Annotated in this window: 16 protein-coding genes and 1 tRNA gene; 12 read left to right on the forward strand and 5 right to left on the reverse strand. The window is 35.1% G+C overall.

All coding sequences use genetic code 11. The annotated features are described in order from the left end of the window. The first annotated feature begins 136 nt into the window (after positions 1-136). Positions 137-1,582, forward strand: a complete 1,446-nt coding sequence (locus BLR17_RS06495) for a right-handed parallel beta-helix repeat-containing protein (RefSeq protein ID WP_169817150.1) — start codon at positions 137-139, stop codon at positions 1,580-1,582. Positions 1,583-1,699: 117 nt separating this feature from the next. Further along, positions 1,700-2,698: an alpha/beta hydrolase gene (locus BLR17_RS06500; protein WP_245683119.1), complete on the forward strand. Its 999-nt coding sequence runs from the start codon at positions 1,700-1,702 to the stop codon at positions 2,696-2,698. A gap of 53 nt (positions 2,699-2,751) precedes the next feature. Here BLR17_RS06500 and BLR17_RS06505 read toward each other — a convergent pair. Further along, positions 2,752-2,822 (reverse strand) — tRNA-Trp (locus BLR17_RS06505). A 351-nt stretch (positions 2,823-3,173) separates the two neighbouring features. On the opposite strand from BLR17_RS06505, the gene BLR17_RS06510 reads away from it, so the two are divergent. Together BLR17_RS06510 and BLR17_RS06515 are read left to right on the forward strand one after the other, a co-directional pair. Further along, a complete protein-coding gene (locus tag BLR17_RS06510; protein WP_066326669.1) occupies positions 3,174-3,977 on the forward strand; it encodes a hypothetical protein in 804 nt (267 codons plus the stop codon). A 169-nt stretch (positions 3,978-4,146) separates the two neighbouring features. After that, positions 4,147-4,593, forward strand: a complete 447-nt coding sequence (locus tag BLR17_RS06515; protein ID WP_066326667.1) for a hypothetical protein — start codon at positions 4,147-4,149, stop codon at positions 4,591-4,593. Positions 4,594-4,741: 148 nt separating this feature from the next. On the opposite strand, the gene BLR17_RS06520 is transcribed toward BLR17_RS06515, so the two are convergent. The 3 genes from BLR17_RS06520 to BLR17_RS06530 are packed head-to-tail and all read right to left on the reverse strand — an operon-like array spanning position 4,742 to position 9,149. Then, entirely contained in the window at positions 4,742-7,063 is a 2,322-nt protein-coding gene (locus tag BLR17_RS06520) for a glycoside hydrolase family 2 TIM barrel-domain containing protein (protein ID WP_066326666.1), read from the reverse strand. Positions 7,064-7,092: 29 nt separating this feature from the next. Further along, complete coding sequence (gene mgrA, locus BLR17_RS06525; protein WP_066326665.1) at positions 7,093-8,082, reverse strand: L-glyceraldehyde 3-phosphate reductase; 990 nt, start codon at positions 8,080-8,082, stop codon at positions 7,093-7,095. 47 nt (positions 8,083-8,129) lie between these two features. Beyond that, the gene (locus BLR17_RS06530; protein ID WP_066326664.1) at positions 8,130-9,149 is read right to left on the reverse strand and encodes a LacI family DNA-binding transcriptional regulator; all 1,020 of its coding nucleotides are present in this window, start codon (positions 9,147-9,149) and stop codon (positions 8,130-8,132) included. 236 nt (positions 9,150-9,385) lie between these two features. On the opposite strand from BLR17_RS06530, the gene BLR17_RS06535 reads away from it, so the two are divergent. The 8 genes from BLR17_RS06535 (at position 9,386) to BLR17_RS06570 (ending at position 20,266) form a co-directional block, all read left to right on the forward strand. Continuing rightward, positions 9,386-9,970 carry an RNA polymerase sigma factor gene (locus BLR17_RS06535; protein ID WP_066326663.1) on the forward strand — a complete coding sequence of 195 codons (585 nt, stop codon included), beginning with the start codon at positions 9,386-9,388 and terminating at the stop codon, positions 9,968-9,970. A 102-nt stretch (positions 9,971-10,072) separates the two neighbouring features. Next, a complete protein-coding gene (locus BLR17_RS06540) occupies positions 10,073-11,227 on the forward strand; it encodes a FecR family protein (protein ID WP_066326662.1) in 1,155 nt (384 codons plus the stop codon). Between the two features lie 100 nt (positions 11,228-11,327). Beyond that, positions 11,328-14,642 carry a SusC/RagA family TonB-linked outer membrane protein gene (locus BLR17_RS06545; RefSeq protein WP_217635884.1) on the forward strand — a complete coding sequence of 1,105 codons (3,315 nt, stop codon included), beginning with the start codon at positions 11,328-11,330 and terminating at the stop codon, positions 14,640-14,642. A gap of 31 nt (positions 14,643-14,673) precedes the next feature. Beyond that, positions 14,674-16,212: a RagB/SusD family nutrient uptake outer membrane protein gene (locus BLR17_RS06550; RefSeq protein ID WP_066326661.1), complete on the forward strand. Its 1,539-nt coding sequence runs from the start codon at positions 14,674-14,676 to the stop codon at positions 16,210-16,212. Positions 16,213-16,312: 100 nt separating this feature from the next. Further along, entirely contained in the window at positions 16,313-17,302 is a 990-nt protein-coding gene (locus BLR17_RS06555) for an alpha/beta hydrolase (protein WP_066326660.1), read from the forward strand. A gap of 159 nt (positions 17,303-17,461) precedes the next feature. Beyond that, positions 17,462-18,451: an alpha/beta hydrolase gene (locus tag BLR17_RS06560; protein ID WP_066326659.1), complete on the forward strand. Its 990-nt coding sequence runs from the start codon at positions 17,462-17,464 to the stop codon at positions 18,449-18,451. A 3-nt stretch (positions 18,452-18,454) separates the two neighbouring features. Beyond that, positions 18,455-19,267 carry a rhamnogalacturonan acetylesterase gene (locus BLR17_RS06565; protein WP_066326657.1) on the forward strand — a complete coding sequence of 271 codons (813 nt, stop codon included), beginning with the start codon at positions 18,455-18,457 and terminating at the stop codon, positions 19,265-19,267. A 15-nt stretch (positions 19,268-19,282) separates the two neighbouring features. Next, positions 19,283-20,266 carry a pectinesterase family protein gene (locus tag BLR17_RS06570; protein WP_074517137.1) on the forward strand — a complete coding sequence of 328 codons (984 nt, stop codon included), beginning with the start codon at positions 19,283-19,285 and terminating at the stop codon, positions 20,264-20,266. A 95-nt stretch (positions 20,267-20,361) separates the two neighbouring features. On the opposite strand, the gene BLR17_RS06575 is transcribed toward BLR17_RS06570, so the two are convergent. Beyond that, positions 20,362-20,949 carry a super-infection exclusion protein B gene (locus BLR17_RS06575; protein WP_066326655.1) on the reverse strand — a complete coding sequence of 196 codons (588 nt, stop codon included), beginning with the start codon at positions 20,947-20,949 and terminating at the stop codon, positions 20,362-20,364. Between the last annotated feature and the right edge of the window lie 56 nt (positions 20,950-21,005).

Here is a 21,005-nt window from a genome sequence, read left to right on the forward strand (position 1 = left end):
AATAAACCAGGAGGTATGTCTTAGGCATACCTCTTTAGGTATAGTATTCTTTTGCTTTATTTTATTGTTACACTAACAACAGCTTAGCTGTATTAACGATTAATTAATCATGAAAAATTTTTTTAAAATATTCTTTTTGTTCGCACTTTTTTCTTGTTCGAAAGATGATATAAAAGCTTCTGAAAATACAGGTGTTAACGTGGTCTATGTTTCTTCAATTGGTATTTCTGGAGCTGATATTACTTCGGGGACAACCTCACAATTAACAGCGACTGTTTTGCCCTCTGATGCTACATCAAAAATAGTGACTTGGAGTTCGTCGGATAACAGCATCGCTACTGTTTCTTCTACCGGATTAGTTACGGCTCTTAAAAATGGGACAGTAACTATTACGGCAACAGCATCGGATAAAAATATAATTAAAGCCACAAAAACGATAACCATTTCGTCTTTTATTACTGGGCCAACATACACCTATACCGTTTCTAACGCGACAGAATTACTGGTTGCTTTATCTAAGGTTAAGGCTGGAGAAACCGTTTTTCTTAATGGAGGAACTTATGTGATGAATTCGAAAATTACCTTAAGTGCTTCGGGAACTTCGGGTAATGAAATCACTATTTTAGGGCAAATGGATGGAACCAGAGCTAAACTTGATTTTTCAGCAATAGGAGAAGGTTCTTCGAATCAGGGGATTGTGGTTGCCGGAAATTATATTCATATCAAAGCGATTGATGTTTATAAAGCAGGTGATAACGGAATGCAGGTTAAAGGAAGTAATAATACGATAGAATTTTGTTCGTTTTCAGAATGTTCTGATTCAGGATTGCAATTGGATAACGGAGCTTCAAACAATACGATTTTAAATTGTGATTCTTATTTCAATGCCGATTCTACTTTGGAAAATGCCGATGGATTTGCCTGTAAATTAAATGTTGGTACAGGAAATAAATTTATTGGTTGCAGAGCCTGGCAAAATCTCGATGATGGTTGGGATGGTTATTTAAGAGGAGCGGATAATGTGACAACATCTTATACCAATTGTTGGGCTATTAAAAATGGATATTTAAAAGATGGTAGCAAAGGCGCTGGTGATGGAAACGGTTTTAAAACCGGAGGTAGTGATGACAAATTATTAAAGCATAACGGTATTTATAAAAACTGTATTGCAACAGGAAATGTAGCCGATGGTTTTGATCACAACAGTAACCGTGGTAATGTTGAAATTTATAATTGTTCGGCTTATAGTAATGGGAACAATTACAATTTTAGTTCAACAAATCCTTTAGCTAAATTGACTTTGAAAAATTCATGTGCCATTGGAGCTTACGGAAGTGTAAAAGCCGATGTTTTAGATGTTACTAATAATGGATGGCTAAACGGTTTGCTTACTGATGCTACTGATTTTGAAAGTACAGAAATCAGTCAGTTAATTCAGGCCCGAAAAGCGGATGGAAGTCTGCCGGACGTAACTTTTATGAAGTTAAAAGCAACGTCTGACCTTATTGATAAAGGAGTTATAATCGAAGGGATTCCTTATCTTGGTGCAGCTCCCGATTTAGGTGCATTTGAGTTAAAATAATTATTTCTAAATAAAGTCTAAACTATTCCTAAAAGCACAACTATTGTAAAAGTAGTGGTGTTTTTAGGAATAGTTTTTTTAAATTCATCCTTTCGAATAAATAAATTAAAATTTTAAATGGAAAAAATAAAGTGTTGTATTAAAAGTGTGAGTGTAGTGTTTTTGGGAATGCTTTCTTTTCAAAGTCTGAATGCCCAATATTTAAAAGGATTGACCAATGTTACGGATACATCCTACAACACCAAAGCCGATTTTAAAAAAACACTGAAATACTTTCCTAAGGCTACAATGGTTCCTGAGATGCATTTTGAAAATGTAAAGCAAAAGAACGATGTTGTCTATTGTAGTTATGGCAAACGCAAGATGAAACTGGACGTTTTTTTTGATAAAAATGTGCAGCAAAAACAAACGGCCATTATCATTATCCACGGTGGTGGCTGGCGTTCGGGAAATAGGCAACAGCATCATCCGATGGCGAAGAAATTGGCTTCTTTGGGCTATGTGTGTTTTACGCCCGAGTACCGTTTGTCAACCGAAGCGCTTTTTCCTGCAGCGGTTTATGATGTGAAAGCGTCTATACGTTGGGTTCGTGAAAATGCAAATCACTACAATGTGAATCCTGACCAAATTGTAACTCTGGGATTTTCTGCCGGAGGCGAATTGGCGGCTTTTATGGGAACAACCGGGAATATGCCGTTGTTTGAAGGTGTAGTAACTAATTCCGATTCGCAATCTCAAGTCAATGCTGTTGTTGATATTGATGGAACTTTATCTTTTGTGCATCCTGAAGGAGGTGAAGGTGATGACAGCAAAAAGATTTCTGCGGGAACCTATTGGTTTGGCTATTCTAAAAAAGACAATCTGAAACTTTGGGAAGCAGCATCACCTTTAAGCTATGTTAGTGCTAAGACTCCGCCGTTTATTTTCATCAACAGTTCAGTAGCCCGCATGCATGCCGGACGTGATGATTTCAGAAAGGTTTTGACTGAAAACGGCATTTATTCAGAAGTGCATGAATTCGAAAATTCGCCCCATTCTTTCTGTTTGTACAATCCCTGGTTTGAACCAACAATTCAGTATATCGATGGTTTTTTGAAAAAAGTTTTTAAGAATTAAAAGATAGAAAAAACAAAGCCGCAAGATGAAATTCTTGCGGCTTTGTTTTTTTGCACGGGCGGAGGGATTCGAACCCCCATCAACGGTTTTGGAGACCGCTATTCTACCCTTGAACTACGCCCGTAGTAAAAGTTTTGTGGGCGCAAATATAGCCTTATTTGGTAAAATAACTAATGCCAACGGCAAGTATAACGAATAAATTTCCGCTGTTTTTTCTAATAGATTGGTTGTCAGTAAAGTGTTTTTTTAATTTGCACGAAAGAATTTGTGTAACTGTGCAGTGGTAGTTGGGTGTGGTAAAGAATTGTTTGCGAAACGGGAATAAATATACACCCACGTAGGTACGAAAAGTATTCAATAAATTAAATATATCTTAGCTAATTTGTAATAAAAATATTATTCTATATTTGTGAAATAATGAGTTATAAAGTAGCGACTATATACAAGTTAACCGTTATCTTAAAAAAAACTGAAAATGACAGGAATATTAGCACAGACAATTGCAACAGTTTCTTATGGAAATGAATATTTAATAAAAAATAAAACTAACGAATTTTATCCACAAAATTCAACTTTCCAACATTGTAATACTGTCGACTTTAGAGAGATAAAGAAAAGCTTATTTACTAAAGACAAGGAAATTACAGTAGCTAATAATCCAATTGAATGGTTTCATTTTTTAAGTAAAAATGGTTGTCAAAAACTTTCACTTTATTATCAATCAGAAGATAATGATGATTATAGAACTTCTGCATTTGTTGGCGGTGGGGGGAATTGGTATATTGAATGTATTTATAAAAATTATTCTGATTTTTGGATTAGTAATTGGAAACATAATAAAGAAATAAAAGACAAACCTTGGGAGGCAACCTACGGTAAATCAATTTCCAAAAATGCAACAATTAATCGTAGATATGATGTATTAGAAACCAAGAATAATTTAAAAAATATACTTGAAGAAATCGCTGAATTTGCATACAAACAAACTACTGAAAATTGGGGTAAAATATTTGAAAGCAGTAAACTTACTTTAGAAAGTGAAAAACCTGAAATAGATTTTTATCATACCGACCTAATCTGCTGGAAAAATTATGAACTCGAAAATAGACAATTATTAATGTCTGCAAGTAAAGCATTAGTATTTGGAGGAATGGGCTCTTGGAATGATATGTGGTTTGAAAAAGAAGAAACGGAAAAACAATATACTGAATTGTCGAGAGAATTATATAAAGTTATAATGAAAGGAATTGAAAGTTCAATAAATACAGAAATAATATAAAAAGACAACGTCTAACACTTGCTACAAGAGATTTGGGTAATTGGCTGAATTAAAAAATGGTCTAGTATTTGGGAAGTTTAGGCAAATCCGAAAATAAGGCTTAATTTAACCCCCTAACCTCTTGTAGCAAGGGAACGTTAGTAGTAATAGTAAAAAAAAAATCGTAAAAATGAAATCTCATATAAAAATATTATTATTGATTTTAATTGTCGTCGATAGTTCTTCATATTCTCAAATCAAAAAATTAAACCTTGTTGGAAATTGGAATATGACTGATTATTGGGGAAATAAGTCCGATTTTATTTTAAGTGAAGATAATTATGCCTCAATGACTGTAAACGGAGAATTTATTGATGGGAAAAGCTTCATCATACACGGCGGAAAAAATGATGGTCAAAAAGGAGAAATGAAATATATAATAAATTATGAAAAAACGCCCATTGAACTTGATTTAGTTGCGATGAAAGAAAATAAAGAAATGGGAAGAATTTTAGGAGTAATTAAACTAATAAACGAAAATGAATTTTTAATGATTTGGAGTTTTGATGGAAAAAGAAATTTCGATTTTTCCGAAAACAATAAAGAACAAATAATGACGGCAAAACGGAAAGGTTAAAAAAAACTACTGCTAACGCCCAGCTCTCCAAAGTCTCTTTAAAGACAAGAACAATAATAATTACTAAATCAGAAACATTTCTTGTAAACAAAACAAGCTATCTTTTTAAGGATAGCTTGTTTTGTTATTAGTCTATGTTAAACTGAAATTATTTCTTCTCAGCAACAATTTCAACAGGAATGGAGCCTTGTGTCAAACCTTCAACATCGGCTTTAATTGTAATTGTGCCGTTGTCTTTAGCGGCTTTAATAATCGCAATCGCTTTTCCTTGATACGCTCGTGTTGCCTGACCTTGGTAACCTTCGTGGTCGATAATATTTCCGTTATCCACAGCAACAATTTTCCCGGCATCAGTTATGGAGAATTTGATTAGATTATCCGCATTGGCACATCGGATTCCTTTTTCGTCTACTATAGTTGCGGTAATAAAAGTAACGTCGTCCCAGTTGTTAGTTACAGTTGCATTACTTTTGGTTAGGATAATTTTGGCTGGTTTTCCGGCAGAAGTATGTTCTTCCTGAGCAACCACTTTTCCGTTATTTTTTCCAATAGCTTTGATGGTTCCTTCTTCAAAAGTAACATTCCATTCTCTTGGCGAATCATCGGCAGGTTTTTTCAAAGCACCTAATGATTTGTCGTTCAGGAAAAGCTCCACTTCGTCGCAGTTACTGTACACATTCACTTTGGCATTATCATAAGTATCGAAGTCATTCGGTGTCCAGTCGGCAACCCAAAATCCGGCACCTGCATTATCTGATTTTCTAACAATATGCACCACAGGTTCTTCAGACCACCAGCTGTCTCTTTGCAATGATTGTTGTTTCCAGTTTCCGGCTCGGTCAAATAATCCCTGATTGTTAGTGGTTTCCGGCCAGTCGGCTTCGCCTAAATAGTCGTAACCGGTCCATAAAAATTGTCCAGCCATGTATGGTTTGTCTCTTAAGGCTAACCATTGGCTGATTACATGCGTATTTTCGGTACCAATAACTTTCCAGGTTGGATGTGCTTCGTGGGCAGCAATCAATTCGTTTTCGCGGTAATTTTGCCCTACAAGCTCCATGTGTTCAGCAAAACCACTAAGGTAAACCTTAGAATTTCCCGGTCTGAAAAGCGCCATCGTTACTGGGCGGCTATTGTCGTATTTCTTTACCACATCTTCCTGCATTTTATAGCTTTTGTAACCTTCAGGATAACTTAAGTCGTCGTGAATTTCGTTTCCAATGCTGTAAATTACAATAGATGGATGATTTCTGTCTCTCAAAATCATATCTTTCGTGTCCTGTTCCCACCATTCTTTAAAGTTTAGATTGTATCCTTTTTCACCATTGTGTTTCGCAGCAGTCCAAGTATCGAAAGTTTCATCCATAACCACAAATCCCATTTGGTCACACAAATCAAGAAATTCCGGAGCTACAGGATTGTGCGAAGTACGAATTCCGTTTACTCCCACTTCTTTTAGTTTTTTCAAACGTTCTTTCCAAACCCCTAACGGAACTGCCGCTCCTACAGCGCCACCATCGTGATGTAGACAAACACCTTTTATTTTGTAATTTTTGTTGTTCAGCCAAAAACCGGTATCAGCTCTGAATTCGGCATTTTTGATACCAAAAGAAATAGTTTGACTGTCAACTAGTGTAGTCCCGGAATAGAGTTTGGTATTTACAGTGTATAAATTAGGCTCTTCAATATCCCATAATTTTGGATTGATGATTTCAATCTCTTTTGATAATTCGCTGCTTTTTCCGGCGGCAATATTTTCCTGACTTTCTACAGTTTTTACCACTTTTCCGGTATTATCGATAATGTCAATTTGTAATTTATAAGTTCCGGCAGTTTTGTTTTCTATTTCGGTTTTGATGTTTACAATTCCTTTTTTAGCGGTTGCATTTGGAGTCGTAATTTGCGTTCCCCAATGTTTGAAATGTGTTGGATTCACGGCAACCAATCGCACATGACGATAAATTCCTGCTCCGGTATAATAGCGGGAAGCAGGCTGGATCGAATTATCAGCGCGAACCGCAATTACATTGTTTTTTCCTTTTCCAAAGTTCAAATAAGGAGTCAAATCATACGCGAAACTGATGTAGCCATAAGGACGTTTGCCTAAATGTTTTCCGTTAATCCAAACATCGCTGTTGGCCATGACACCATCAAATTCGATAGAAAATAATTTCTTTGAATCGGCTTCGTCCAATTGAAATGTTTTGCGGTACCAACCAATTCCGGAAGGTAAATAACCGCCACCACGAGCCGTTGGGTTTTCACGGTCATAAGGACCTTCGATGCTCCAGTCGTGTGGGACATCCAGTGTTCTCCAGCTTTTGTCGTTAAAATTCTCTTTTTCGGCGCCTGCTATTTCTCCTTTTGTAAACTGCCAGTTAGCATCAAAGTTGATTGTTTTTCTGCCTTGCGAAAAGACTGCAGTTATAATTACGAAAAAGGATAAGAGGCAAAATTTAAAATTTTTCATTTTGGTTGGTTTAAGGTTATTGTTCCTGTTTATTTTAAAATCAGGTTGATTTTGTCTAATTCTTCTTTGCTAAAAGCGGTGTTTTCTAAAGCTTTGATAGAATCTGTAATTTGTTCCGGCTTACTGGAACCGATTAATACCGAAGTGATTCGCTCATCCCTCAAAATCCAGGCCAAAGCCATCTGGGCTAATTTTTGACCTCTTTCTTTGGCAATATTGTTTAGCGCAACAATTTTTTCCAGTCTTTCAGGAGTAATATGGCCGGCATTTAGAAATTGTCCGCTGGTGACTACTCTGGAATCGGCCGGAATTCCGTTTAAATATTTATCCGTTAATAATCCCTGTGCCAAAGGCGAAAACGGAATGCAGCCAACCTGTTCTTTTCCTAATAAATCCAAAAGTCCGTCTTCAACCCAACGCTCAAACATCGAATATTTAGGTTGGTGAATCAGGCAGGGCGTCCCCATTTCTTTTAATAGTTTAAAAGCTTTTTCAGCTTCGGCAGGGCGGTAGTTTGAAATTCCCACATACAAAGCTTTTCCTTGCTGCACGATTAAATTCAACGCTGCCATAGTTTCCTCCAAAGGAGTTTCAGGATCCGGGCGGTGATGGTAAAAAATATCCACATATTCTAAATCCATTCTCTTTAAACTTTGGTCTAAGCTGGAAACCAAATATTTTTTCGAACCCCAATCACCATAAGGACCGTCCCACATCGTATAACCTGCCTTAGAAGAAATAATCATTTCGTCCCGGTGGTTTTTGAAATCCATTTTTAAAATTTTCCCCATACATTCTTCAGCTGAACCCGGAGGCGGACCATAATTGTTAGCCAAATCAAAATGGGTGATTCCGTTATCGAAAGCCGTTTTTATCAGGTTTAGGCTGTTTTCAAAATCACTGTTTAATCCGAAGTTGTGCCAAAGTCCTAGTGAAAAAGCGGATAGTTTTAATCCTGAGTTGCCACATCGGCGGTATTCCATGTTCTCGTATCGGTTTGCTGCTGGTTGGTATGTCATTTTTTGTTGTTTTACGTAATCGTTTACGGTTACTATTTAAAATTTTTTTAATTCTTTTTTGAAGATTCTCGAAGGATTAATGTTGGAGTTAAAACTCGTTTTTGGCTGTTTGTTTTTTCTCCTTTTTTCGAAATCAATTCATAAATAAGGTTGAAAGCTTCTTCGCCCATTTGCACTGTTTTTTGATCGACTGTAGAAAGCGAAGGCGTAATGTGTTCACCAAATAAATCATTACAAAAACCGATAATTCCAAATTCTTCGGGGACTTTGATTCCCATTTCTTTTAATTCTTTTAGGGTGCCAAGGGCAGTAAAATCTTCAACGGCAAAAATAGCGTCGGGTTTGTTTTCTAAATTCAGAAAGTGTTGAACACCTTTTCTTCCAGCTTCAATGCTGATGTCGCCATTATAAATTAAGTTATTCTCGAAAGGAATGTTGTATTGGTTTAAAGCGGCCTGATAGCCCCGAACTCTTTCTGCGAACGCTTTGCTGTGTTGTGGCCCGGAAATGTGTGCAATTCTTTTGTATCCTGATTTTATCAGGGATTCTGTTGCTATGTAAGCACCCAGATAATCGTCGATGCTGACAGATGAAATTCCCAGATTGTCATTAGTACGGTCAAAAAAAGCAATGGGAATATTTTTTTCTTTAACTAATTCGAAATGCGAGTAATCAGTGGTGTTTTTAGAAATGGATACTAAAATCCCATCAACTCTGGCGTTGATAAAAGTTTCAATGCCTTTCTTTTCAAATTCTTCCGATTCATTCGATTGGTAGATTAGTACGTCGTAACCTTGTTGACTGGCTAGATTTGAAATACCGTGAATAACTGATCCAAAGAATAAATGCTCTGCTGTGGGGATTAAAACGCCTATCAGTTTTGTTTTTCCGGAACGCAGTGAAGAAGCCAATTTGTTGGGTCTGTAATCCAGACGTTCGGCAACTGCTTTGACTTTTTTCTTGGTAGCGACACTTATTTCAGGATGGTTACTCAGTGCACGGGAAACCGTGGCAGGTGCAATTCCTAATTCTTTCGCAATATCGCTAATAGTGATTTTTGTTTTCATTTTTTCGTAATCGTTTACGAAAGTAGAATTTTATTTTGGATTTTAATGAACGAGGGGTGTTTTTTATTTGTTATTAGAATAAAAAACAGATTTAGTGGTTTTTGAAACCATATAATTTTAATGTTTGTAAGGATTGTTTTCTTTGTTTAATAAAATTTTATGTTAATTTTTTAAGATATTCGAAAATCAATTATTTATTTTTAGATTTGACACAATAACGACAAAATGTAATTTAAATGACATTGGTAAAGGAGCATACCGATATAGATCTTGTAAAGCGTCTTCAGGAGAATGAAGAAGAGGCTTTGACAATAATTTATAACAAATATTGGGAGGTTATGTATTTAGCAGCTTATAATCTTGTTAAAGACAGGTCGGTATGTGAGGATATTGTTCAGGAAGTTTTTATTTCATTATGGCAAAGAAGGGAAAAGATACAGATAAAAGTTTCTTTGAAGAGTTATTTGTATACCAGTACTGTTTACAAGGTGTACGATCATTTTAATAAGAACAAAAAAATGATCAAAGATGAGTTGTTTGATGGTTTTGAAAATAAAATTGAAAATTCTAATCCTGAAACCAAATTAATGCATCAGGAATTAATTAGTTATTTAGATACTATTGTTGATTCTTTGCCTGATAAATGTAAGGAAGTGTATAAGTTGAGCAGGGAAAATATGTTGTCTAATAAAGAGATTGCAGAGCAGTTAAATATTTCGCAACGAACCGTTGAAGGGCATATTTCCAAAGCTTTGAAAATTTTAAAAGAATCGCTCGGAGTGGCGGTGAGTATTGAGTTTATGTCTTATTTTTTAAGATAAAAAAACGATATAAGTAAAAAAAAGTGAAAAATTTTACTAATTGAGCAGGTGTGAATTGTTTTTTTGGAGACTTAGTAATATAAGCATTCAAAAAAACGAACTATGAGCTTAAAACCCCAACAATATTTTTCAGACTTAGTTGCTAAACTTTTGGACGGTTCCATAACCCCAAAAGAGTTAGATAAACTATTGTATTTCTTTTTAAATAATCAGGAAATTGAAAATTGGCCTGATCATTTGGGATCAAAAGAAGAAGTAAAAGAAAGAATCCATGAAAAAATCCGATTAGAACTGGATTTTGACAAGCAAAAAGAAACTAAGATAATTCCGTTATACAAAAAGCCTTTCTTCAAATATGCAGTTGCAGCTTCAGTAGTTTTATTTGTAGCATTCACTTTCGTTTTTAAGAATCAGCATCAGGATATTGTTCCGGCTAAAGTGGTTGCCAATAAAATTGAGATTGGTACTGACAAAGCAATGTTAACTTTAGAAGATGGTACTAATGTTGTTTTAGAGAAAGGCAAAAGCTATACTGATAAAAACGCAAATAGCACTGGTAAAGAATTGTTTTACAATAAATCCAATTCGTCATCCAATAAAGTAGTTTATAATTATTTGACTATTCCGCGTGGAGGACAGTTTGCTATCACGCTGTCTGATGGTACAAAAGTTTGGTTGAACTCAGAAACCAAATTGAAGTTTCCGGTAAATTTTGAAGAAGGTAAAGCCAGAGGTGTTGAGCTGGTTTACGGAGAAGCTTATTTTGATGTGTCTCCAAGTACGGCTCATAAAGGTGCTGGTTTTACAGTGTATCAAAAAAAGCAGCAGATTCACGTTATAGGTACCGAATTTAATATTAAAGCATACAAAGACGATTCGAATATCGCTACAACATTAGTAGAAGGGAAAGTCGAAATGCAATTTGCGAATGTGAAGCAAAAACTAATCCCAAATCAACGTGCCAATTTTGACCTTAAGACTAATAAAGTGAAAATAGCAAAGGTAGATGTTTATAGCGAAATATGTTGGAAAGATGGTGTTTTCAGCTTTGAAGACAAACCATTGGATGAAATCATGAAAGTGTTATCGAGATGGTATGATATTGAAGTGGTTTTTGAAAACGAATCAATCAAAAAAGAACAGTTTAACGGGGTTTTAATAAAAGACAGAAAAATTGATGAAATTTTGAGGTCGATTAAAAACTCAGGAATTATAAATAAATATGAATTTAAAAATAAGACTTTGATATTGAAATAAAAAAAAAAGAGGGGTAGTAGTTTAGATATTTAGCGGTTTCCTTACTACTTCCCTCCCTATACATTAATTAAACTATTGTTCAACTAACAACCACAAAACTATGAAAATTAATTCTATTAATTGTCGTTTTGAATTTCAAAAACGGCTTCTGTTGATTATGATGAAAACATTTCTAATTCTATTCTGTACAACCGTTTTCAGTTTCAATACTGAAACCACTTTTTCGCAGGCAAAAATATCTATTGGAGAAAATCAATTGGTATCGGTCAAAGAAGTTTTTAAAATGATTCAACAGCAAACCAATTACAGTTTTATTTATCCAAACGATTTTTTTAAAGATGCTCCAAAGGTACAATTGAAAAAAGGTACCATTGAAATTTCTAAATTATTAGCTCCGATTTTTAAAGCCCGTAATTTGAATTTCGAAATAACAGCTGATAAAAACATTATCATTAAAGAGGTTTTGAATACTGAAGCGAAAGAAAAACCCATTGAAGAAAAAGCGGTTCAGGAAATAAAAGTTTCAGGTAAAATAACCGATGAAAATAACCAGCCTATTCCGGGAGCAAGTATTCTGGTTAAAGGAACTCAGATAGCTACGCAGACTGATTTTGATGGTAAATATTCAATAAAAGTCCCATCAGATGAGAGTGTTTTGGTGGTATCCTTTATAGGATACGGAACCAAAGAAATAAAAATCAATAAACAGTCAGTAATTAATTGCCAACTTCTGCCGGAAACCGCTAAACTGGATGAAGTTGTTGTTGTAGGGTATGGTTCCAGTAAGCAAAAAGACCTGACCGGTTCTGTTTCTTCAGTAAAATCAGAAAACTTTAATAAAGGACCACAATTGAGTGCACAACAGGCTATACAAGGAAAAATGGCCGGTGTTGTAATAGCTCAGAATAGTGGAAAACCAGGAGGCTCTAATACGGTTATTATCCGTGGAGGAACTTCGTTAACAGGAACAAATGATCCTTTATACGTAATTGATGGTGTGCCAATTTCTACTACCGCAGGAGTGAGTTCGGCAAATATCAGAGGAAATGGTACTGACTTTTTTGATCAGGAACCTACGAATCCTTTGATGACAATTAACCCAAATGATATTGAGTCGGTAACAGTTTTAAAAGATGCTTCTTCAACCGCTATTTATGGTTCGAGAGGTGCCAATGGGGTAATTGTTATTACTACTAAAAAAGGAAAATCAGGTAACTTAAAAGTGAGTTTAGATGTTACCGGAGGAATTTCGACAGTTTCAAAAAAATTAGATGTATTATCCGCTGACGAATACAGAAAAATTAATACTGATTTGAATTTGACTTTTTCTGATTTAGGAGGAAATACCAATTGGCAGGATGAAATTTACAGAACCGCTAAAACACAGGATTATAATTTATCTTTTTCAGGAGGTACAGACAAAACGGCTTACCGAGCTTCATTAGGTTATGGAGATCAGGAAGGAGTTTTAATTGGATCGGCATTACAAAGAGCAAACGCAAGAATTAATGTTAATCATTCTGCACTAAATGACCGATTAACATTTGATTTAAAAGTGAATTACGGAGAAACATTTTCTAATAATTCACCAGTGTCAAATACAGTAGGAAGTGAAGCAGGAACAAGTATTAATTACGAATCCTATGTTTTCAACCCTACTTATCCGGTTTATGATGCTAATGGAAATTACAACCACGTTCCTCCTTACAGAATCAATCCGGTTTCTTTTTCTAATGACGTGTTAGATGAGGTTAAAAACAATCGTTTTTTGGGGAATTTATCTACAACCTATAAGATTTTCAAACCATTAAGTGTTAATGTAAACTTAGGTTATACAAATCAGACGATAAACAGAAATTCATATGTAAAAAAATCCAATCCACTGGGTGAAGGAATGGGCGGATATGCCAGCGTTCAAAAATTAGAGGATTACAGTAAGTTATTGGAAACTATTTTAAGATATGATGAACAATTTGGTAAACATAGCGTAAATGCTATTGCGGGTTATTCATACCAATATTTCCTTAACGAAGGAATCCGAAATGTAGTTTCCGGATTTTTATCAGATGAGTTTAAATGGTATAGTTTACAGGCTGCCAGTACTAATCAGGGAGTAACTTCTTTTATGGGAAGTAATAAATTGATTTCGATGTATGGTAGAGTAAATTATAATTATGATGATAAAATTTTGGCTACTGCAACAATCAGAAGAGATGGTTCAAGCCGATTTGGTTCAGGAAATCAATGGGGAGTATTCCCATCAGGATCTTTAGCCTGGAGAATTTCTAATATGGAATTTTTTAAGTCGAAAACAATCTCTGATTTGAAATTAAGAACCAGTTATGGTGTAACAGGAAATCAGGAAATAGGGAACTTGAACTCTATCACAAGACTTGGGGCAACTTCTGCCGGATATATCGTAGGAGGTCAGAGAATTACAACGGTATTGCCTTTGCAATATGCTAATCCTGACTTAAAATGGGAACAAACAGCTCAATTTAATACAGGAGTTGATTACTCTTTATTAGGTGGCAGAATTCGCGGAAGCATCGATTATTATATCAAGAAAACAACAGATCTTTTATTGCGTATTCCGGTGCCTTCGCCTACTGCAGTTAGCACACAATTGGCAAACGTAGGAAGTGTACAAAACAAAGGTATCGAATTAGAAATTTCTGCCGATATTATTAAGAAATCCGATTTTACATGGAGTACTTCTATCAACTATACCAGAAACAGAAATAAAGTTTTAAGTCTGTCTAACAGTTTGTACAAAGGAGATAATATTCAGGTAGCGCCATTACAGGGGCAAGGTTTAACAGCCGGAATTTATGCTCAGTTGATTAAGCCGGGATTGCCTGTAGGGACTTTTTACGGACGCGAATTTAAAGGTATCGAAAATGGTGTTGAGATCATTGATCCTGAAATGAAAGTAATTGGTTGTGCTCAGCCTGATTTCACTTTTGGTATTACGAACTCATTGACTTATAAAAGGTTTTCATTAGGATTTAATTTCAGAGGCTCTGTTGGTAATGATGTTTATAATTTGACAGCTAACAACTTAGGATATTTAAGTAATCTTCCTGGTCGAAATGTATTTAAAGAAGCTGTTACAAGTGGTGTTTTAAGAAGTCAGCCAAAACAATATTCTTCAAGATGGATTGAAGATGGTTCTTTTGTGAGATTGGATAATATTACTTTAGGTTATGATATTGATCTTAAAAATGTTCCTTCCATCTCTAATGCAAGGTTGTTTATTACCGGACAAAATTTATTGTTGTTTACTAAATATTCCGGTTTAGATCCTGAGGTTAATTCAGATGTGTCAGCTACTGGAATTGCTCCACTGGGAGTGGATTATTTAGCTTATCCTAAAGCTAAAACCGTAAGCGTTGGATTAAGTGTGTCTTTTTAAGCATAATTTCAATTAATAAAATACTACTATCATGAAAATATATAAAATCAAATTAATATTGTGTTCATTCGTTGCTTTGCTTTGCATGCCTGGATGTACCAACCTGGAAGAAGAAACATTCGGAAGTTTATCACCTGATACTTATTATAACAATGAAGCAGAAGCACTTTCTTCTGTTGTTGGAGTTTATCAATCCCTGTCACAAGTTGTTCATATTGGAGATCCTTGGCGTATTGCCGAATTTGGAACCGATGAATTTATCGTTCCCGGAAGAGCTAGTGGTGGTTGGTTTGATCAAAATAACATTGATATAATAAACCATACTGTTGCCCCTACAAATGCGACTTGCGGAAGAGCCTGGAAAAATATTTTTCAGGAAATAGGAGTTGCGAATGCTGTTTTGGAAAGTTTGCAGGCTTCTCCAAATAGTGGTAATCTGAAAGCTTTAATAGCAGAGACACGTGCGTTACGTGCTTACGGTTATTTTTATGCTATGGATTTTTGGGGAAATGTACCTTTGGTAACTGTAGCCAGAATTGATCCTAATAATTTACCTACTAATACTCCAAGAAAAGACGTATTCACTTTTATTGAAACAGAAATGTTAGCAGCTGTAGAAGATTTACCTTCGATAACTACTGTGAATAAGGCGAGTTATTATCCAAGATTTACTAAAGAAGCTATTTACGGATTGTTAGCAACTATGTATTTGAATGCAGAGGTTTACACAGGAACTCCAAAATGGACAGAAGCTGTTGCAATGTGTGATAAAATTATCAGTACGAATAAGTATTCTCTGGAGGCTGCTGTAGTTGATAATTTTAAAGCTACTAATGAGAAAAATTCAACAGAGATTATCTCTTCATTCTCAATTGCTCCGGCACAAAATGCAGGTGCTAATCAGTTTATTTTGTATACTCAAAACGGTTTAGATAAATTAAAATATAATTTGCCTTTTACTCCGGCAAATGGATACAGTACGTATCAGGAAGCGCTAGATAGATATGAGAATCAAGATGTGCGTAAATCATTGATTGAATATGGACCACAATATTATTTGGATGGTGTCACTCCTTTGGCTTACCCAAATGGAACACAGTTAAATATCATTGCAGTGCAAAGTTTAATTAGTGCAGAGGATAATGAAGGTTACAAAGTTTTGAAATATACTCCTGTAGGAACTTCATGGTCTGGCTTTAATGCGGATAATGATTTGGTTTTAATGCGTTATGCAGATATTTTGTTGATAAAAGCTGAAGCTTTATTTAGAGGGGGTACTACTACAATTGCTGATACTCCATTAAATTTGATTAATACAGTAAGAGGAAGAAGTAATGCTTCTGTTTTATCAAGTTTAACATTGAAAAATATTGAAGACGAAAGAGCCAGAGAATTGATTTGGGAAGGGCATCGTAGAAGAGATATGATTCGTTTTGGTACTTATTTTACCGGAACTTGGGCATTCAAAACTACACAAACAGAAACTTTCAGGGGCTTGTATCCAATTCCTCAGGAACAGAGAACAGCCAACCCAAAACTAAATCAGAATCCAGGTTATCCGGAAAATTAATATTTAATTTGGTTAGTAATTAAATTGTTGCCCCATGTAGGTGTAGATAATTCTAAACTACATGGGGTTTTTTCTTAATTTGATTTTGTAAAATAGCAATATGAATTTTAGATGCCCATTTCTTGTAATGTTGGTCTCAATATTATTTTTAAGTGAAGTATATTGTCAGTCTTATAAAGGTGTTACTGGAATAAGTGACACTTCTTATTCTACTAAAAACGCTTATAATCATGATGTAAAAACGCATCCGAACATTAAGATTGTTTCTGAATTTCATCTTGAAACAGTAAAAGAAAAACGAAATGTTGTTTATTGCGAAACTGGAAAACGCAAACTGAATCTAGATGTTTTTTATAATGCTGATAAGTCATATTCTAAACAAACGGCGGTTATTATTATTCACGGTGGCGGTTGGCGTACCGGAAGCAGAACACAACATTATCCAATGGCTCAAAAGTTAGCCAGTTTAGGTTATGTGTGTTTTACACCGGAATACCGTCTCTCAACCGAAGCACTTTTTCCGGCAGCAATATTTGATGTTAAGTCGGCTATACGTTGGGTTCGAAAAAATGCTGTGGCTTATAATTTTGATCCTAATAAAATTGCCATTGTTGGTTTTTCGGCTGGTGGAGAAATGGCTGCTTTTATGGGAACAACGGCGAATATGCCGTTATTTGAAGGAACTTCTTGTAACTTAGACGCAAAATCCAATGTGAATGCAGTTGTTGATATCGACGGAACTTTATCATTTGTACATCCGGATGGGAGGGAAGGAGATGATTCCAAAAGTACTTCGGCAGGAACCTATTGGTTTGGTTATGCGAAAGCAGAAAATCCAAAATTGTGGGAAGCGGCTTCCCCATTGAGTTATGTAAGCGCTCAAACACCACCAACGCTTTTTATTAATAGCTCCGTACCCTGGATGCATGCGGGTAGGGAAGATTACATCAAAGTTTTGGATAAAAACGAAATTTATTCTGAAGTAAAAGAATTTGAAGAAGCACCACATTCTTTTTGTTTGTATGAGCCTTGGTTTAGTCCTACAATTGAATGCATAAATAATTTTTTAACTAAAGTTTTCAATAAATAGTACTATTGGTGTTTGTGAGAAAGACAAAGCTTTTAACCATTTAGTTATTTAAGAAAATTAAGATTTGCAGTTTTCTTAACTTTCTTAATTGGCTTAATGGTTTAAAAAAATAATATTCACAATGTTTCCAGTAGAAATAATAAATAAATTTTCAATGTTATGAAGCAGTTTTTTCAAAATGTATTTTGTGTAATTCTTCTTGTTTCTTTTGGTGCCAATGCGCAGCAAACCACGATTAAGATTCCAAAAGATACTTCTTTTACGGTAAAAAATGAATTCAAAAAATACCGAAAAAATTTCCCAAACATAAAACCGGCTAAAGATTCTTTGCCGGGAAATGTAAATGAAAGTCGGAATTTGGTTTATACAACACTAAAAAATACTCCTTTTGGAGATAGGGATTTGCATGTTGATGTTTTTTCGCCAAAGAAAAAAGGAAAATATCCTGCGTTGATCATGGTGCACGGCGGAGGATGGAGAGCAGGAGATAAAATGTTGCAGGTTCCTTTAGCTCAGAAATTGGCAGCCAAAGGAATTGTAACCATCTGTGTGGAGTACCAATTGTTGCAGGAAGCCAAATATCCAGCAGCGCTTTACAATATAAAATCGGCAGTGCGATGGACACGCGCCAATGCGGATAAATTCGGAATTGACCCGGATAAAATTGCTGTTTCAGGTTGTTCGGCAGGAGGACAATTGGCTTTGTTAACTGGATTGACAAGCGGAATTGAATCGAAAGAAGGAGATCAGGGGAACTTAGGTTTTTCAAGCAAAATTCAGGCTATTGTAGACTTGGACGGAGTGGTCGATTTTATGGCGCCTTTGTCTTTGAATTTAAATCGAAAACCGGACTCGCCTGATGTGGAATGGTTAGGAGGTACTTTTTATGAAAAACCAGCGATATGGAAAGAAGCTTCGCCAATTTTTTGGGCCAATGAAAAATCATGTCCAATTCTGTTTATCAATAGCGGTTTTCCAAGATTTCATGCCGGTCAGGATGAGTTAATCGGAATGATGAAAGATTGGGGAATTTATACCGAAGTGCATAAATTTGATATTCAACTCCATACATTCTGGCTGTTTCATCCGTGGATTGATCCAACGGCGAATTATATCAATGATTTTTTAATTAAAGTTTTTAATAAATAATACATGAGAAAATTTATAGTCCCTGCAATTGGTGTGCTAGCCAGTTTTACAATCATGGCTTTTAGTATTCAAAAATCGAATGCAACCACTGTTTATTTAATCGGCGATTCCACAATGGCAGATTATGCCAATAATTACGAACCGGGCAAAGATTACATGAAAACCAGATATCCGGTTACGGGATGGGGGCAGGTTTTTCAGCAGTTTTTAGTGAAAGACAGCCTGCAAAAAGTAAATAAATTGATAAAGACAGAAAGTGCAGTTGTTGATGACCGTGCCAGAGGAGGTCGCAGTACGCGAACCTTTTTTCAGGAAGGAAGATGGCGTGCCGTATTTGAAAATCTAAAAAAAGATGATTTGGTGTTGATGCAATTCGGACATAATGATGCTGCCGAAGACAGAACCGAAAGATATGTTCCTATTGAAGGATATAAGGAGTTTTTGAGATTGTTTGTCAGTCAAACCAAATCCAAAGGGGCTCAACCTATTATTTTGACTCCGGTTGCCAGAAATTATCCTTGGGTAGATGGAAAATTGCAAAACGTTCATGGTTTATATGATCAGGCAGCCAAAGATGTTGCTCAAGAATTGAATGTGCCTCTTATTGATTTGAACAAAAAATCAATGGATTTTTTTACTAAAAAAGGAGAGACTTTTTCAGCCGAAAATTATTTTATGAATTTTCCGGCCGGTAAATATGAAGCTTATCCGGAAGGTCAGAAAGACAATACCCATTTTCAAACTAAAGGAGCCGTTGAAGTTGCCAGAATGGTTTTTGAAGGAATGAAAGAAATAAATGCTACTTTTAAAAAGTAATAAAAGATGATTTTTATGAAAAATAGATTTCGATTCCAGTTTGTTTTATTGTTGCTATTTATGACACAATTGTTTGTTGGTCAGACAGCAAATCCTGAAAAATACAAATACCAGTTTGTTGTAGCCAAAGACGGCAGCGGCGAATTCAAATATATTCAGGATGCCATTGATGCGATGCGAAAATTTCCTTTAGCTCCGATAACTTTGTATATCAAGAACGGAGTTTACAACGAAAAAATAGAATTGTCTGCAAATAATACCGATGTTACTTTTATAGGCGAAAGTGTCGATAAAACGATTATTACCTATAATGATTATTCCGGCAGAGGCAAAATGGGGACTTTTGATTCGTATACCGCTAAAATATCCGGGAATCGATTCAGGGCAGAGAATATTACGTTTGCCAATTCGGCAGGTAGAGTAGGACAGGCAGTTGCTTTATATGTCGATGCCGACAAAGCGGTTTTTAAGAATTGCAAGTTTTTGGGAAATCAGGATACAATTTATAATGGAGGCGAATATTCGAGACAATTTTTTGTTAACTGCCATATCGAGGGAACGACAGATTTTATTTTCGGACCAGCCACGGCAGTATTTAAAAACTGTACCATTTTTGGAAAAACTAATTCGTATATAACTGCTCCAAATACGCCAAAAGACAAAGAATTTGGTTTTGTTTTTCTGGATTGCAAAGTAATTGTCAATGAAGAAGTGGATAAATTGTACCTTGGCAGACCTTGGCGGGCATGGGCAAAATCAGTATTTATAAAATGCGAATTACCTAAACAAATTGCTGTCGAAGCATGGGATAATTGGGGAAATGCTGAAAATGAAAAAACAGCCTATTTTGCCGAGTACGAATGCACGGGCGAAGGTTTTAAACCTACAGAAAGAGCAGCATGGACACACCAACTGAAAAAATCAGAAGCCGAAAAATATACACTTAAAAATATATTGGGAAATCCAAAGTCTACAGAAAAAGAATGGTATGAGTTGTGAAATTTTAAATCATTTATTTGAAATCAAAAACAGCCGCAGGGATTATCTTGCGGCTATTTTTTTTAAGTAATAATAATGAGTTTGTTGATGTTTTTTTAGTCTTTTATATAAAGTGGTCTGCCCCAGGATGGTCTGTTTTTTAAGAGGTCATGCTTTTCTTTTTCGGTTGCATTAATTGGAATGCAATCCAAATGAATAATTGGATTTATAAATTTACGTGCATATTTTCCAATTTGAAAACTTGAAAGATTACCATTAAGAAACATAGCTCCGCTATAAGGTGATGTATTGTATAAAATTTTCTTATCAATTAGACCAAGAACTGTAGAATCATCAAAAGGCATTTCTAAACTAAATTGAGGTTCAAGATAAAATTCACGAAGCACTTTCTTTTCATTAGCATTTAATGTTAGAATAGTTTCCCTAATCTGTTTTTTAGCAGAGTAATAGCTATATATATAACTAATTTTTTTTAAGATATATTTGATTACAGAAATAATTACAATCGGAACAGAAATCAAATAAGCTATATATCCATAAATATAAATGTCTGATTTTTTATTGATAACAATTATTACATATTCAGGATAGTAAAAGAAAAAAGTACCTGACATTGCTATTACTAAACAGAGTAAAGAGGGTAATTTTGTTAAATCAAATATTGCTGTAAAGTATTTTTCCATATTGTAAATATAGTAATAAGATAACTGTATTTTTGAAATAATTCCAAAATAGTGAT

It is taken from the genome of Flavobacterium glycines (assembly GCF_900100165.1).
GTDB classification, from domain to species: Bacteria; Bacteroidota; Bacteroidia; order Flavobacteriales; family Flavobacteriaceae; genus Flavobacterium; species Flavobacterium glycines.

Bases quoted from the DNA above. Each gene is read 5' to 3' on its own strand.
- BLR17_RS06500 (WP_245683119.1), top strand. From the start codon at position 1,700: ATGGAAAAAATAAAGTGTTGTATTAAAAGTGTGAGTGTAGTGTTTTTG.
- BLR17_RS06510 (WP_066326669.1), top strand. From the start codon at position 3,174: ATGACAGGAATATTAGCACAGACAATTGCAACAGTTTCTTATGGAAAT.
- BLR17_RS06515 (WP_066326667.1), top strand. From the start codon at position 4,147: ATGAAATCTCATATAAAAATATTATTATTGATTTTAATTGTCGTCGAT.
- BLR17_RS06520 (WP_066326666.1), bottom strand. From the start codon at position 7,063: ATGAAAAATTTTAAATTTTGCCTCTTATCCTTTTTCGTAATTATAACT.
- mgrA (WP_066326665.1), bottom strand. From the start codon at position 8,082: ATGACATACCAACCAGCAGCAAACCGATACGAGAACATGGAATACCGC.
- BLR17_RS06530 (WP_066326664.1), bottom strand. From the start codon at position 9,149: ATGAAAACAAAAATCACTATTAGCGATATTGCGAAAGAATTAGGAATT.
- BLR17_RS06535 (WP_066326663.1), top strand. From the start codon at position 9,386: ATGACATTGGTAAAGGAGCATACCGATATAGATCTTGTAAAGCGTCTT.
- BLR17_RS06540 (WP_066326662.1), top strand. From the start codon at position 10,073: ATGAGCTTAAAACCCCAACAATATTTTTCAGACTTAGTTGCTAAACTT.
- BLR17_RS06545 (WP_217635884.1), top strand. From the start codon at position 11,328: ATGAAAATTAATTCTATTAATTGTCGTTTTGAATTTCAAAAACGGCTT.
- BLR17_RS06550 (WP_066326661.1), top strand. From the start codon at position 14,674: ATGAAAATATATAAAATCAAATTAATATTGTGTTCATTCGTTGCTTTG.
- BLR17_RS06555 (WP_066326660.1), top strand. From the start codon at position 16,313: ATGAATTTTAGATGCCCATTTCTTGTAATGTTGGTCTCAATATTATTT.
- BLR17_RS06560 (WP_066326659.1), top strand. From the start codon at position 17,462: ATGAAGCAGTTTTTTCAAAATGTATTTTGTGTAATTCTTCTTGTTTCT.
- BLR17_RS06565 (WP_066326657.1), top strand. From the start codon at position 18,455: ATGAGAAAATTTATAGTCCCTGCAATTGGTGTGCTAGCCAGTTTTACA.
- BLR17_RS06570 (WP_074517137.1), top strand. From the start codon at position 19,283: ATGAAAAATAGATTTCGATTCCAGTTTGTTTTATTGTTGCTATTTATG.
- BLR17_RS06575 (WP_066326655.1), bottom strand. From the start codon at position 20,949: ATGGAAAAATACTTTACAGCAATATTTGATTTAACAAAATTACCCTCT.